A 15158-nucleotide genomic window follows, 5' to 3' on the forward strand; every position below is an offset into this window, starting at 1 on the left:
CAAAAAGGTCGTCTGAAAACCGTTTTTCCGTTTTCAGACGACCTGTCTTGGTTGCGTCAGCGGTTTACGCCGCTTTCTTTTCGCGTATCGGCAGGTTTAGCAAAGCCGCCGTCCCCGCCAACACCGCGTCGGCATACCACATCCAGCCGTAATCGTTGAACCGGTAAATCACGATGCCGCCGATATACGAGCCTAAAAAACCGCCGATTTGGTGGCTCAACATCGTCAGCCCGAACAGCGTCGCTAAATAGCGCGTGCCGAACAGTTTGCCCGTAATCGCAGCAGTCGGGGCGACGGTAGCGAGCCAAGTGAAGCCCAGCGCGGCGGCGAAAATGTAGAAATTGACGTCGGTTCTCGGGGCGGCAAGGTAGATCAGCACCATCGCCACGCGCGAGGCGTAGAGTCCGAACAAAACGTATTTGCCCAAAAACCGCCCCGTACACCAGCCCGAAAAAATGCAGCCCGCGATGTTCGCCAAACCGATAATCGCAATCGAAGTCGAAGCGACCGAAGCGGGCAGGCCGCAGAGCGCGATTTCGTTGGGCAGGTGGGTCACTAAAAACGCAATGTGGAAACCGCAGGTAAAAAAGCCTAAGTGCAGCAGGATGTAGCTGCGGTCTTTAAACGCCGCTTTGACTGCCTGCCCCAGCGATTGCCCGTTTTCAGACGACGTGTGGTGCGTGGCGACAGCGTTTTTGCCGCCCGCCAGCCACCATGAAACCGGCAGGATTAAAAGCGCGATCCCGCCCCAAACATAAAACGTCCCCGTCCAGCCGACGGCGGGCAACACCAGCAAACCCTGCACCAGCGGCGCAAACAGAAACTGCCCCGCCGAACCGCCCGCGTTGACCAGCCCCGAAGCCAAACCGCGTTTGTGCGGCGGCACTTTCGCCGCGACCTGCCCCATGATGATGGAGAAACCGCCCGCTCCCGTTCCGAATGCAAAAAGCAGCCCGATTGCCAGCATCAGCCCCCAATAAGTCGGCATCTGCGGCGCCATCAGGCAGGCACAAACCAACAGCAACGCGCCGCCGCCCAAAACCTTAAACGCGCCGAAGCGGTCGGCAAGCGCGCCGGAAAGCGGCTGGGACACGCCCCACATCAACTGGAAAACGGCAATAATCAGGCTGAACTCTTGGATACTCAGCCCGGTAGAGTCGACGACGGGACGGACAAACAGTCCCAAAGTCATGCGCATGCCGATGGTAATCAGCAGGATGGCGGCGGCAGCGGCGATTACCAGCCAAAGGTTGGGGGATTTTTGCTGTGTGTGGGTCATGGTTATTGTCTGTTTCTATTAAAAAATGCCGTCCAATCAAACGGCAGAATGACGGATTCTAGCAAATTAGGTTGATATCGACTAAATAACGCCTGATGCTTTGGATATAGCTAAAATCTCTATCCGCGAGACTTTGTCCGTTTTTTCTATCTGCGCGGCAAAGTATGGAATAAGAGTCAGGATAACCATATATGAAAAAACGTCGTCTGAAAACCTGAAACCTTATTTTCAGACGACCTTCGACCGCAAACACCTAACCAATCCGTGCCTTCGGCTCGAAATAACGTTCTCGGACAGTTGATTAAGGAGAAGCAGCATGAAAATAATCAGGGATATTGCAATATGGATAGCGATAACGGTTTGGATTAATTTTTATCCCGACCGTTACCGCTACGACACCGTTCCGCAAGGACGGCACGGATACTGGCACATCGATCATCCTTGGTATCCCTATGCCCGTTTTTTGTTGCCGCTGCTTCTTGCTGTCTGGATTGCCTATAAACATTGTCAAAAAAGAAAATAGGTTGGACTGCATACAAAAGGTCGTCTGAAACCGGATTTAGGGTTTCAGACGACCTTTTTGTCGATTCGGGCATCTTAACGATGCCCTCTTCTTTCAGCCTTCAGTCTTTGCGCGTTTCCACCAAAACCATTTCGGCGGCGGCGACGGGTTCGGCTTCGACTTTCGGCACATCCGCGCGGCGCAGGCCGGATTCGGGTTCGGGCTGAACCTGTTTGGCAAAGGCGGCGACGGCTTCGGGATTGGTTTCGACGAACACCAAACCGCCTAAGTCGGGCATCGCGGCAACGGCAGGGACAGTTTCTTCCGGCTCGGTCGCTTCCGCTTGGCCTGCTTCCGGCGCAGTTTGCGGCTCGGATTCCGTTGCTTGGGCGGCTGCTGCGGCTGCGGCGGCAAGGGCTTCGATGGCGGCGGCGGCTTCGCGTTCGGCTTTCCAAACGACCAGCTCTTCCTCCATTTCGGCGACGGCTTCGGCTTCACCTTCGGCAGGGACGGCGGTCATCGGTTGGTAGCCGTCTTCGGTTTCGATGGCGAACACGGAGGTCGGGGTTTCTTCAACGCTGCCGATGGCGGAGTCGATGATGCTGCATTCGTCGTCGGTGCTGTCTTCGATCAGGATGCCGCTGTCCGCTTCTTCGCCTTCGATGGAGAACACGAAGGCTTCTTCAGTGGCCGCAACGGGTTCGGAAACGACGACAACCAAAGGCTCGGCACTATCCTCGGGAGCGGGGATGGTTACGGCAAACGGTTCTTCTTCGACAGGCTCGCCCATGACATGCGCGGCGGCGAAGCGGACTTTGTCGGCGGTATCGTGAATATTCAGGTACTGCTCGATTTTGGCGGCAGACGGAATATTGCGTTTTTTACCGTTTTGACGGCGGTCGCGCTGATTGTTGCGTTCGCGGCGGTCGCGTTGGTTGTTGCGATCGCGTTGGCGGCGTTCGTTGCCTTTCGGTGCATCGTTATCGGCGGTTTGTACGCCCTCTTCCGCTGCGTTGTCCACTGCTTCGGACAAGGTTTCTTCCGCACGGATTTCCGCTTGTTCGCGGTTGCGTTCGTTGCGGTTGTTGTTGCGGCGGCGTTTGCTGCCTTGCGCCTGTTCGCCCGAACGGGATTCGTTTTCAGACGACGTTGCGGCGGGAAGTGCTTGGACTTCGAGGTTTTCGGCATCCGCTGCGGCGTTGCGCTCGTTTTGGCGGTTGCGGCTGCGGCGGTTGTCTTTGGCGTTGCGGGTTTCGTTTTCCGCCGCCTGATTGTCCGCTGCTTTGTCTTTGAAGTCCGCCACTTCGCGCACTTCTACCTTGCTGCCGTCGTGCCTATTGTTACGACGCGGGTTTTGGCGGCGGTTGTTTGCGCGGCGGTTGCCGGAATTGCCGTTGCGGTTGTTGCCGTTTGAAGTGCGTTTTTCCGCCACTTCGGCAACAGGCGCGGTTTCGGCTGCGGTATTGCCGCCGAAAATGCGTTTGAGCCATGCTTTGAAGGTATCCCACCATGAACCGCTTTTCTGCTCGGATACGGTCGGGGCAGGCTGGGTATGGCGCACACCTTTGACGGCGGGTTCGGGACGGGCGGCTTTGGCTCTTTCGCTGCCGAAAGGTTTGGCGGATTCGTCTTCTTCCGGCTCGGCAACGCGTTTGTAGCTCGGTTCGCCGTCTTCTTCTACGTCGTCGATGCGGATGCGGTTGATTTCGTAGTGCGGATTTTCCAAGTGGATATTCGGAATCAGGACGACGTTGACGTCCAAACGCTCTTCCATCGCAAACAGCTCGGCGCGTTTTTCGTTCAGCAGGAAGGTAGCAACATCGACGGGCACTTGGGCGTGCACTTCGCCGGTATTGTCTTTCATCGCTTCTTCTTGAATGATGCGCAAAACGTGCAGGGCGGTCGATTCGATGCCGCGGATGACGCCGGTACCGGCGCAGCGCGGGCAGGCGACATGGCTGCTTTCGCCCAAGGCGGGTTTCAGGCGTTGGCGGCTCAATTCCAAGAGGCCGAAGCGGGAAAGTTTGCCCATTTGCACACGGGCGCGGTCTTTTTTGAGCGCGTCGCGCAGGACGTTTTCAACATCGCGCTGGTGCTTGGGGTTTTCCATGTCGATAAAGTCGATGACGACCAAACCGCCCAAGTCGCGCAGGCGCATTTGGCGGGCGACTTCTTCGGCGGCTTCCATATTGGTTTTGAACGCAGTGTCTTCGATGTCCGCGCCGCGTGTCGCTCGGGCGGAGTTGACGTCAATGGAAACGAGGGCTTCGGTGTGGTCGATCACAATCGCGCCGCCGGAAGGCAGGCTGACGCTGCGGGCAAACGCGCTTTCGATTTGGTGTTCGATTTGGAAGCGGGAGAACAGCGGCGTGTGGTCTTCATAGAGTTTCAGACGACCTACGTTGCTCGGCATGACGTAGCTCATAAACTCGGCAACTTGGTCATAAACCTCTTGATTGTCCACCAGAATTTCGCCGATGTCGGGACGGAAATAGTCGCGGATGGCGCGGATGAGCAGCGAGCTTTCCATGAAGAGGAGGTAGGGTTCGTGGTGCGCCTTACCGGCTTCTTCGATGGCCTGCCAAAGCTGTTTGAGGTAGTTCAAATCCCATTCCAACTCTTCCGCGCTGCGGCCGATGCCGGCGGTGCGGGCGATGATGCTCATGCCGTTCGGAATGTCGAGTTCTGCCATAGCGGCTTTGAGTTCTTGGCGCTCTTCGCCTTCGATACGGCGGGATACGCCGCCGCCGCGCGGGTTGTTGGGCATCAATACCAGATAGCGTCCGGCCAGGCTGATGAAGGTGGTCAGCGCCGCGCCTTTGTTGCCGCGTTCGTCTTTTTCGACTTGGACGATGACTTCCATGCCTTCTTTGAGCACGTCTTGAATGCGCGCCCTGCCGCCTTCGTAATCTTGGAAATACGAACGCGATACTTCCTTAAACGGCAAAAAGCCGTGGCGGTCGGTTCCGTAATCTACGAAACACGCTTCCAGCGACGGCTCGATGCGGGTGATGATACCCTTATAAATATTACCTTTGCGCTGCTCTTTACCCAGCGTTTCGATGTCCAAATCCAAAAGGTTTTGCCCATCGACAATGGCAACGCGCAGCTCTTCGGCCTGCGTTGCATTGAACAACATTCTTTTCATAATCATTACCTCGCACAGGCGGGCAGCCTTTTCAGACGACCTGCCTGCTCTTTGTCAGACACTCTGCGAGGCGGGCGGGATTAGGCATAGCCCGCGCCCCTTTTCGGCGCGGGATGCAGAAACCCGGATGAGCAATCAGTTTTTGAATTGAAGTCCGCAAGGTTGCACGCCGCCCAAAACAATGCGGCCGTGTGCGGAAGGATACGGATAAAGAAGGCAATAAAGAACAATGCGGCGGAACACTCCGTCCGCCGCCGAAGTCCGGACGGTACAGGCCCGGCTTGGAAAACAGGTAGCCGACATCTTCTTATTATCGTTATGCCGGAAGTTTCGAACGGTGCGGCGCGGCAGGTTTGTCAAACACCCGCCCCTCGTCTTATGCCCGGTCAAATCGGCAAAATCAAATCAAACTTAATCACGCTCCTGCGTTTACGGGCTTTGGCATAAACGCAGGGAAAATGCTTTGCAGAGTGCGTTTTTAATATAAAATCTCGTTTTAACAATACCATCCGTCCCATACGGCCTGTTTGTACAGGTTTCTGCCGAAACGGATGTTCGGGATTATAGATGAAAACGCACGCAATAAGCAAAGATTCAGTCAGCCTGATTACCGTCGCCGAACACGAAGCCGGACAACGCCTTGACAACTATCTGATAAAAATCCTCAAAGGCGTACCCAAAAGCCATATCCACCGCATTATCCGCGCCGGCGAAGTGCGCCTGAACAAAAAACGCTGCAAGCCCGACAGCCGCATCCAAACAGGCGACCTGCTCCGCATCCCGCCCGTGCGCACCGCCGAAAAACAAAGGTCGTCTGAAAACCGCGCCCAAGCCGTACCCGCGCGCGAATTTACCATCATCTACGAAGACGACGCATTGCTCGTCATCGACAAACCCGCAGGCACCGCCGTCCACGGCGGCAGCGGCGTGAGCTTCGGCGTCATCGAACAAATCCGCCGCGCCCGACCCGAAACCCGCTATCTCGAACTCGTCCACCGCCTTGACAAAGACACCAGCGGCCTCCTGATGATCGCCAAAAAACGCAGCGCGCTCGTCAAACTGCACGAAGCCATCCGCAACGACCACCCCAAAAAAATCTACCTCGCGCTGGGCGTAGGCAAACTGCCGAATGACAGCTTCCACGTCAAACTGCCCCTGTTCAAATACACTGGCGCACAAGGCGAAAAAATGGTGCGCGTCAGCGAAGACGGACAATCCGCGCACACCATCTTCCGCGTGCTCAACCGCTTTTCAGACGACCTCCTGCACCAAGTCGGCCTCTCGCAGCTCACCCTCGTGCAAGCCACCCTGAAAACCGGCCGCACCCACCAAATCCGCGTCCACCTCCAATCACAGCACTGCCCCATCGCCGGCGACGAACGCTACGGCGACTACCAAGCCAACAAACGCCTCCAGAAACTCGGTTTGAAACGGATGTTCCTGCACGCCGCCGAGCTGCACCTCGACCACCCGCTGACAGGCGAAAAACTCATCTTAAAAGCCCCGCTGCCGCAAGATTTGGCACAATTCGTCCTGATGCTGGAAAACGCAGGGAAGGTCGTCTGAAACTTGTAGCGTGGGCTTTGCCCGCGACATGAGTGCAAAAACAACGGACGGATTCGGATTGCCAGACCACAAGTTTCGCGGGCATAGCCCACGCTACAACTCGCTCAAAAAATTAAATACCAACCGCTCCTCGAAAACACCCAAAGGTCGTCTGAAACCCGCAGCGTGGGCTTTGCCCGCGACATGAGTGTAAAGACGACAGACAGATTCGGATTGTCAGGCAGCAAGTTTCGTGGGCGTAGCCCACGCTACAACTCGCTCAATTAAATACCAACCGCTCCTCAAGAAACACCCAAAGGTCGTCTGAAACCCGTAGCGTGGGCTTTGCCCACGACATGAGTGCAAAGACACGGATGGATTCAGATTATCAGGCGGCAAGTTTCGCGGGCATAGCCCACGCTACAACTCGCCGTCCCGACAACCTTATCCCCGCCCGCCCACGCCTTTCAGACGACCTTTTTTTCCGCTACCATAACGCCCGACACAAACACGGACAAACACCATGACCCCGACACAGCAACTCCAATCAGGCATACAGGCATTAGGTTTGGACCTATCCGCAGAACAACAAACCCTGCTGCTCGCCTATACCGGTCTGCTCAAAAAGTGGAACAAGACCTACAACCTCACCGCCCTGCGCGACGAAGCGCAAATGGTCAGCCACCACCTGCTCGACAGCCTGACCCTGCTTCCCTACCTCCAAGGCGCGCAGACCATGCTGGATGTCGGCTCCGGCGGCGGACAGCCCGGCATCCCCGCCGCCATCTGCCGTCCCGACCTCAACATCACCCTTCTGGATGCCAACACCAAAAAAACCGCCTTCCTGCAACAAGCCGTCATCGAACTCGGACTAAGTAACGTCCGCGTCGTCAGCGGCCGCGTCGAAGCCGTTCAAGACCTCCAAGCCGACATCATCACCAGCCGCGCCTTCGCCGAACTCGCCGACTTCGTCAACTGGACGGCACACCTGCTGAAAGACGGCGGCCGCTGGATCGCCATGAAAGGCGTGTACCCCGAAGAAGAAATCGCCAAACTCCCTGACACCGTCGCCGTCGAACGCGTCGAAGCCCTCCAAGTCCCCGGCTTGGATGCAGAACGGCATATGGTGGTTTTGAAGAAGGTTTGAACATGACACAAGGTCGTCTGAAAACCTGAAACAGGGCTTTTCAGACGACCTTGTATGTATGCGGAAGCATAAGCGTGGGCGTTTTGCCATTTCAGTCCGCCATAAAAAACCGCCCTACTTGCAGGGCGGTTTTTTGATTTACCAAATATCGGATTTGATTTTGCGTTTCAAACCCGGATGTTCGGAAAGTTTGAAGACGGGGTCTTTGCCCATTTTCAGTTTCGCCGTGTAGTCTTTCAGCAGCAGGAAGGCAAGCGGAGAGAGGAGAAGGATGGCGACAAGGTTAATCCATGCCATGATGCCCATGGCCATGTCCGCCATATCCCAAACCAGAGGTACTTTGGCAATTGCGCCGAAGTACACCCATGCCAAAACCAGCATACGGAAAACGGCGGTAACCAGCCAATGGCTCTTGATGAATTGGACGTTGGACTCGGCATAGGCATAGTTGCCGATAACGGTTGAAAAGGCAAACATAAATAGGATGACGGCAAGGAAGCCCGCGCCCCATTCGCCTACCTGGCTGACGATTGCCGCTTGGGTCAGCGCCGCACCGCTCAGGTCTCCGTAAGGCTGTTGATAGGTCAAGACGATAAAGGCGGTGCATGAGCAGACGATGATGGTATCGACGAAAACGCCCAGCATTTGAATCATGCCTTGGGAGACGGGGTGCTTCACTTCGGCTGCGGCTGCGGCGTTCGGCGCGGAACCCATACCCGCCTCATTGGAATACAGGCCGCGTTTGATACCCTGCATCATGGTGGTCGAAATCAGACCGCCGAGGAAACCGCCTGCAGCCGAATCGAAGTTGAACGCGTTGGAAAAAATCTGACCGAACACGTCAGGAATCAGGGAAATATTGGTAACAATGATGAAGAGTGCTATGACGAGATATAAAACCGCCATCAGCGGAACGATGATTTCCGCGGCTTTGGATACGCGGCGGATACCGCCGAAGATAATCGGGGCAGTCAGAATGACTAGAGCGACGCCGACATAGTGTTGATCCCAGCCCCATGCCGCTTTGGTGGTATCGGCGATGGTATTGGTCTGTACGGCTTCAAATACAAAGCCGAAACAGAAAATCAGGCTCAGGGCGAACAAAACGCCCAGCCATTTTTGTCCCAGGCCTTGAGTGATGTAGTAGGCAGGGCCGCCGCGGAAATGATGGTTGTCGTAATCGCGGATTTTGAACAACTGCGCCAGTGAAGATTCGACAAACGCCGAACTCATGCCGATTAAGGCGGTTACCCACATCCAGAACACCGCGCCCGGTCCGCCGAGTTTGATGGCAATCGCCACGCCGGCGATGTTGCCCACGCCTACACGGCTGGCAAGTCCGGTAACGAAAGCCTGAAACGGCGTAATACCGTGCGGATCATCGCCTTGTTTGCGGCCGCCGAGCATTTCTTTGATACTGCGTCCGAGCAGACGGAATTGTACGAAACCGGTGGCAAGTGTGAAGAACAGACCTGCACCCAACAATACATACACCAGCCCTGCCCACATCGGATCGTTGATTTTCTGAACCCATTGGTGCAGCAATTCGGTAAAGTTATCCATAAAAAGCCTTTCTAGATACGGCTCTCTGAAGGGATAAACCTGTCAAAGTGCCGCAAAGCTGTTTTCAGACGACATCGGGATAATACCCAACGCCAAAACGCGCTATTCTAGCAGACTGTTGACAAACTGAAAAAACTTTACAGTTCCAGCATTGGCATAATCTTGATAAATATCATAGAGTTTCCTTGCATTACACGACACAGGCTCCAATTTGGGCAAGCAAAAAAAGGTCGTCTGAAAGCATATTGGCAGCTTTCAGACGACCTTGCTGTTTAAACGTCCATAAAAAACGGCATGGCAAAAGCCATACCGTTGTAGGGAATATATTGTCGACTAAGCTTTCCGATATGGGTTTTCCACACCTTCAATCAAGGCTTGCAGGTATTCGCGCAACTGTTTTTCACTGCAGCCCATCAGAAGCGCGTCTTCAAATGCGTCTTGTGCTGCTTGATAAAGCTCGGTCATGTTCTCGGTCATGACTTTTACTTTTTCGGTGCAGGATACGATTTGCCCGTCGTCGTCGTACCATTTGGGCATTTCAGGCATACTCACGTTGGTGCTTTCCTAGACTTAATTGAGAAAACGGGACGGATCGTTTTTCTTCACTCGGCGTGCAAAGGCGTATTTGGCGTTCCAGTATTTGTTGCTGAGGCTGGTGATTTCAATGCGTTTGCCGGTACGCGGAGCGTGGATAAAACGGTCGTTGCCGATGTAGAGTCCGACATGGGAAATCCTGCCGCGTCCCATCGTGCGGAAAAATACCATATCGCCCGGCTGTAATTCGCCGCGGGATACGCCGACGCCCATTTTTGCCTGTTCAGCGGAGGTACGGGGGAGGTTCAGCCCCATTGAGCGTCTGAAGATATGCTGCATGAAGCCGCTGCAATCGAAACCGGTAGATGCTGACGTGCCGCCGTAACGGTAGGCAACACCCAAAAGCCCCATCGCGCTGCCGATGAGTTCGTCGGCACTGTCTGAACTTCTCGATGCACGGACGGGGGCGGCCGGAGCTGAAGGAATGGAATGTACAACGGGAGTTGCTGCGCGCGCGGGTTGGAAATTTATCTGTGGAGCCTGTACAGGGGCAGGCTGTTTTGCATCTTCAAATTGGTTTAAAACCTGCTGCCTGTTTTTGACGAACACGTCCAGTTCGTCGGCGTTTGCAAAATGAATGCCGGACAGCATACAGGCCGAAACCAATAGTGCCGCCAGCCTGGATAAGGCTTTCATGTTTGACTGATTCCATTTTCAGACGACCAGTCTGCCGCCTGTTATTATGTTATTCTGTATCTAGGATATGCAGGCGATTGTATATAAAAAACAGGATGTTTGGCAAAAAAGCGTCTGTTATATTGCGTTAAAGCGTTGTTTATAAAAAAATTTGCGAAGACACTCAACCGATGATGATACCCACTCTGCTCGCCATGCGCGACTTTTCCAGAATGCGCGAAATTATTACCGTACTGACGAAATACGGCTTGGGCGGCTTTGTGCAGCGCATCCGTTTGGGCGCGGCGGGTGGGGACGAAGTGCATCCCGACAGCCGTTATATGAGTACGCCGCGACGCTTCCGCAAAGCGTTTGAAGAGCTGGGGCCGACCTTCGTCAAACTCGGTCAGGTATTGTCCACACGGGTCGATATTTTCGGGGCAGAGTGGATTGAAGAGTTCGAACAACTGCAAAGCAACGTCGCGCCGATACCGTCGTCTGAAATCTATACTTTGGTCGAAGCCTATCTGGGCAAACCCGTTTCCGAAGTGTTCCGCAGCATAGACCCGAAACCCGCAGGCAGCGCGTCGGTGGCACAGGTGCACCGCGCCGAACTTTTAGACGGAACCGCCGTCGCCGTCAAAGTCAAACGCCCCGACATCGAGCCGGTCATTCAGGCGGATTTGCGGATTTTGAACCACCTCGCCAGACTGATGGAATCCGAAATCCCCGAAGTGCGCCGTTACCAGCCCGTATTGATGGTCGCCTATTTTGCCAAGAGTTTGGCAAAAGAAACTGATTTATCAGTAGAGCTGCGCTATATGCAGCGCTTCGGTCAGACCTTTTCAGACGACCCCTTGGTTCGCATCCCTGCCGTCTATCCCGACATCTCCAACCGGCACATCCTCGTACAAGACTACATCGGCGGCACGCTCCTGAAAGACGCCGACCTCGAAACCATGCCCCACACCTTGCGCAGCGGACTTGCCGGACGGATTACCGACACCCTCTTCACCATGATGCTGCGGCAAGGTTTTTTCCATGCCGACCCCCATCCGGGCAACATCTTCATCAACGACAACGGCGGCATCACCTTCATCGACTTCGGGCTGGTCGGACACCTCGGCAACACCCGCCGCCGCGAAATCCTCAACCTTATCAACGCTCTGACCAACAACGACGCGCTGCTCATCCAATACGTCCTCAGCGACTGGGCGCAGGGCGATTTGCCCGACGAAAACCTGCTCGGCGCCGATGTTTTGGAAATGCTGCTCAACTACGAACACACGCCCATCCGCGACCTGCGCGTCAGCCAAGTCATCAACGACATCACTTCCATCATGCGCCGCCACGGGCTGACCCTGCCCGGCGACCTCGTGATGCTCTTCAAAACCCTCATCACCCTCGAAGGCGTCGTCAAACGGCTCGACGGCAGTATCGAACTGCTCGAACGCGCCAAACCCATCACCGAAGCCGCCGTCAAAGAACAAGCCTCCGCCGCCCACATCGCCCGCAACGCCAAAACGCAACTGCGCACCCTGTTGCAAATGGCAGAGTCGCTGCCGCAAGACTTCTTCAGGCTGACCAGAATGCTGCAAAAAGGCAAATTCGGCATCACCCTAGACCTCAAGCAGTCAGACCGCATCAGCCATCAAATCGACAGTGCCGCCAACCGCCTGACCATGGGCATCGTCACCGCCGCCCTGATTATCGGTTCGTCCATCGTCATGAGCATAGACACCGGCCCCAAGTTTATCGGCTTCGTCGGCTACCTTATCGCCTTCGCCAACAGCCTGTGGATTATCTGGTCGGTGTGGCGGTCGGGGAAGCACTAGCTGCACGTTTACTCAAATCATCAATCAGCTCAAAAACAAACAGGTCGTCTGAAAACCAAGGGCGCAGGATTCGCCAAAACGTTTTCAGACGACCTTGATTTCCCTGCGGACGCAACCATATAGCCGTCAATCCGTCATCCAGATATAACAGAGGAATTTATGCCGCAAACCCAGATCAACCACGCCGACATCCGCACCCGTTTCATCTTCGACGATATGCCCGTTCGCGGTCTGCACGTCCGCCTTGAAAACGTATGGAAACACATCGTCGGACAAAAACACTATCCCGCCGCCATCCGCCGCGCCTTGGGCGAACTCCTTGCCGCAGGCGCGCTCCTGTCCGGCAACCTCAAAACCGACGGCACGCTCATCGTCCAAGTTCAAGGGCAAGGTCGTCTGAAAATGCTCGTCGTCGAAGCCACTTCCGACCAAACCGTCCGCGCCACCGCGCGCTGGGACGAAACCGCCGAAATCAACGACGACGAAAGCCTGACCGACCTTCTCGGCAGCAACAGCGTCTTCGTCCTCACCCTTCAGCCCAAAGACGCAGAACCTTGGCAGGGCGTCGTCCCGCTCGAAGGCGGCAGCATCGCCCAAATGCTTATCAACTACACCAAACGCTCCGAACAGCTCGATACCCAAATCGTCCTTGCCTCATCAGACGATGCCTGCGGCGGACTTTTGGTGCAACGCCTGCCTGAGACAGAACCTGACGCGGCATCATGGGAACACGTCGGCACGCTGGTTCAAACCCTGACTCCCGAAGAACTGACTGGACTGGACGCACAACACGTCCTCTACCGTCTCTTCCACGAAACCCCTCCGCGCGTCTTCGATCCGGAAAGCATCGAATTCGCCTGCACCTGTTCGCGCGGGAAAGTCAGCGATATGCTGCTCATGCTGGGCGGCGAAGAAGTCGGCGGCGTGGTCGCCGAACAAGGCAGCATCCAAATCGACTGCGACTTCTGCCATGCCAAATACGTCTTCGACGAAACCGATGTCAACGCCCTCTTCGGTGCCGATGTGGTCAACGCCGTCTTAGACGAAGCCAAGCGTCTGCAATAAACATCAACGCTTAATATTAATTAAGCAAAGGTCGTCTGAAAACGATTTTAGGTTTCAGACGACCTTTCTTTTATTGATACGGTTCAGGCTTTAGGAGCAACAAGCCCGTAACGTGTGTTTGCCATAAACCCGAACCTTATCGCCCGCTTTAAAATAAAAAGCACATGGATACAAAAAGGCCGTCTGAAACCAAACATTCGGTTTCAGACGGACATCGATTTCAAATCTTACAATTATCTTACAATTATAAAGATTGTTTTTTGTTCAGAGAGTCGCGGATCTCGCGCAACAGCAATACTTCTTCGCTAGGAATTAGGGCTTCTTCTTCAACAGGCGCTTCGGCTTTTTTCATGGAGTTCAATGCTTTGATAACGGCAAAAATCGCAGCAGCAATGATCAGGAAGCTGATAACGGAGTTGATGAACAGGCCGAGGTTCAGGGTAACGGCACCGGCTGCCTGGGCTGCCGCCAAACTGGCATAGCCGCCTTCCGGAGCGGCTTGTGCGCCGTCTTTCAGGGTGATGAACAAATTCGAAAAGTCAACGCCGCCGATCAACAGGCCGATAGGGGGCATGATTACATCGTCAACCAAAGATTTTACGATGCCGCTAAACGCAGTCCCCACGACCAGACCGACTGCCAGGTCGATAACGTTGCCGCGCATAATAAACTGTTTGAATTCTGAAGCAATAGACATAAATGTCCTCCTGTATGTTTGTGGATAATAAAGTGAAATTTTTAAAAAAAGTGCGTCCGAAGCGACGGACGGGCTTTTTCAAACCGGCAGGCATGGTATCGTGTTATTTGTTAAACAAATTTTATAAAAGTTAAAATTTGTTTTTATGACAAAATTCCCGAAATATGCCGCCTTTTATATGCAAAAAGAACCGTCTGAAATCGGAGTGTAACTTTTTTACACCACTTATTCAGACGGATTTTTGAGTAATAAGTTGTCTTTTTCTACGAAATATTACAAATCATTACGCCTCTTCGTCGTTCAGGGCGTTGATGCTGTAACCGCCGTCAACGTAAGTGATTTCGCCGGTAATGCCTGAAGAGAGTTCGGAGAGCAGGAAGGCGGCGGTATTGCCCACTTCATCGATGGTTACGTTGCGGCCAAGCGGGTTGTGGGAAGCGACGTGTCCCAAAAGTTTGCTGAAATCGGCAATGCCGGAGGCAGCGAGGGTTTTGATCGGACCGGCGGAAATGCCGTTGCAGCGGATGCCTTCTTTGCCCAAGCAGGCGGCGGTAAAGCGGATGCCTGCTTCGAGGCTGGCTTTGGCCATGCCCATGACGTTGTAGTTCGGAATCGCACGAACCGCGCCCAAGTAGCTCAGGGCGACGATGGCGGAGTTTCTGCCGCGCATCATCGGACGGGCGGCTTTTGCCAATGCGGGCAGGCTGTATGCGGAAATTTCGTGTGCGGTGTTAAACGCTTCGCGGCTGATGCTGTCGAGGAAGTCGCCGCTCAAAGCTTCTTTCGGGGCAAACGCGATGGCGTGCACCAAACCGTCGAGGCCGTCCCAATGTTTGCCCAAGTCAACGAAAACTTGGTTGATTTCGTCGTCGCTGGCAACGTCGCAGCGGAACACGAGTTCGGAACCCAATTCGGCAGCCATTTTGCGGACGCGCTCTTCCAGTTTGTCAACAACGTAGGTAAACGCCAAATCCGCGCCTTGTTCGCGGCAGGCTTTGGCAATGCCGTAAGCGATGGAACGCTCGGAAATCATGCCGGTGATCAGGATTTTTTTACCTTGCAGAAAACCCATTTTTTGTCCTTTAAAGTGTGGTATTGCGGTTTGATGAAACTGAGCATTATAGCAAACTGAGGCGGTTTCGGTATAGAAAACAAGAGATAACCTGTC

The 15158-nt window shown here is 54.6% G+C and carries 14 protein-coding genes; 7 read left to right on the plus strand and 7 right to left on the minus strand.

From position 1 onward, the window contains the following. Positions 1-64: 64 nt before the first annotated feature. Positions 65-1279, minus strand: a complete 1215-nt coding sequence (locus RSJ68_09370; protein WNU96635.1) for an MFS transporter — start codon at positions 1277-1279, stop codon at positions 65-67. Between the two features lie 316 nt (positions 1280-1595). Here RSJ68_09370 and RSJ68_09375 point away from each other — a divergent pair, with 316 nt between their 5' ends. Further along, positions 1596-1802, plus strand: a complete 207-nt coding sequence (locus tag RSJ68_09375) for a hypothetical protein (protein ID WNU96636.1) — start codon at positions 1596-1598, stop codon at positions 1800-1802. A gap of 100 nt (positions 1803-1902) precedes the next feature. Here RSJ68_09375 and RSJ68_09380 read toward each other — a convergent pair whose 3' ends face one another. Next, positions 1903-4929, minus strand: a complete 3027-nt coding sequence (locus RSJ68_09380) for an Rne/Rng family ribonuclease (GenBank protein WNU96637.1) — start codon at positions 4927-4929, stop codon at positions 1903-1905. Positions 4930-5496: 567 nt separating this feature from the next. Here RSJ68_09380 and RSJ68_09385 point away from each other — a divergent pair. The 4 genes from RSJ68_09385 to rsmG all read left to right on the plus strand — a co-directional run bounded on the left by RSJ68_09385 (position 5497) and on the right by rsmG (position 7621). Next, positions 5497-6495: an RluA family pseudouridine synthase gene (locus RSJ68_09385; protein WNU96638.1), complete on the plus strand. Its 999-nt coding sequence runs from the start codon at positions 5497-5499 to the stop codon at positions 6493-6495. 58 nt (positions 6496-6553) lie between these two features. Beyond that, the gene (locus RSJ68_09390) at positions 6554-6682 is read left to right on the plus strand and encodes a hypothetical protein (GenBank protein WNU96639.1); all 129 of its coding nucleotides are present in this window, start codon (positions 6554-6556) and stop codon (positions 6680-6682) included. A 166-nt stretch (positions 6683-6848) separates the two neighbouring features. After that, positions 6849-7001 (plus strand): hypothetical protein, encoded by a 153-nt coding sequence (locus RSJ68_09395; GenBank protein ID WNU96640.1) that lies wholly within the window; start codon positions 6849-6851, stop codon positions 6999-7001. After that, entirely contained in the window at positions 6998-7621 is a 624-nt protein-coding gene (rsmG, locus tag RSJ68_09400) for a 16S rRNA (guanine(527)-N(7))-methyltransferase RsmG (protein ID WNU96641.1), read from the plus strand. Before RSJ68_09395 ends, rsmG begins: the two co-directional genes overlap by 4 nt. A gap of 138 nt (positions 7622-7759) precedes the next feature. Here the strand turns inward: rsmG and RSJ68_09405 are convergent, their stop codons facing one another. From RSJ68_09405 to RSJ68_09415, 3 genes are all read right to left on the minus strand, one after another. Then, on the minus strand, positions 7760-9184 hold the full coding sequence (locus RSJ68_09405; GenBank protein WNU96642.1) for a sodium:alanine symporter family protein: 1425 nt from the start codon (positions 9182-9184) through the stop codon (positions 7760-7762). A 333-nt stretch (positions 9185-9517) separates the two neighbouring features. Continuing rightward, a complete protein-coding gene (locus tag RSJ68_09410) occupies positions 9518-9736 on the minus strand; it encodes a hypothetical protein (protein ID WNU96643.1) in 219 nt (72 codons plus the stop codon). 18 nt (positions 9737-9754) lie between these two features. Then, complete coding sequence (locus tag RSJ68_09415) at positions 9755-10414, minus strand: C40 family peptidase (GenBank protein WNU96644.1); 660 nt, start codon at positions 10412-10414, stop codon at positions 9755-9757. Between the two features lie 170 nt (positions 10415-10584). Here RSJ68_09415 and RSJ68_09420 point away from each other — a divergent pair, with 170 nt between their 5' ends. Together RSJ68_09420 and hslO are read left to right on the plus strand one after the other, a co-directional pair. Further along, positions 10585-12228 carry an AarF/UbiB family protein gene (locus RSJ68_09420; GenBank protein WNU96645.1) on the plus strand — a complete coding sequence of 548 codons (1644 nt, stop codon included), beginning with the start codon at positions 10585-10587 and terminating at the stop codon, positions 12226-12228. A gap of 159 nt (positions 12229-12387) precedes the next feature. After that, positions 12388-13293 (plus strand): Hsp33 family molecular chaperone HslO, encoded by a 906-nt coding sequence (gene hslO, locus RSJ68_09425; GenBank protein ID WNU96646.1) that lies wholly within the window; start codon positions 12388-12390, stop codon positions 13291-13293. A gap of 244 nt (positions 13294-13537) precedes the next feature. On the opposite strand, the gene mscL is transcribed toward hslO, so the two are convergent. Together mscL and fabI are read right to left on the minus strand one after the other, a co-directional pair. Continuing rightward, a complete protein-coding gene (gene mscL, locus RSJ68_09430) occupies positions 13538-13990 on the minus strand; it encodes a large conductance mechanosensitive channel protein MscL (GenBank protein WNU96647.1) in 453 nt (150 codons plus the stop codon). A gap of 283 nt (positions 13991-14273) precedes the next feature. Further along, the gene (gene fabI, locus RSJ68_09435) at positions 14274-15062 is read right to left on the minus strand and encodes an enoyl-ACP reductase FabI (protein WNU96648.1); all 789 of its coding nucleotides are present in this window, start codon (positions 15060-15062) and stop codon (positions 14274-14276) included. Positions 15063-15158 lie beyond the last annotated feature (96 nt).

It is taken from the genome of Neisseria sp. DTU_2020_1000833_1_SI_GRL_NUU_006 (assembly GCA_032388755.1).
Taxonomy (GTDB): Bacteria; Pseudomonadota; Gammaproteobacteria; order Burkholderiales; family Neisseriaceae; genus Neisseria; species Neisseria sicca_C.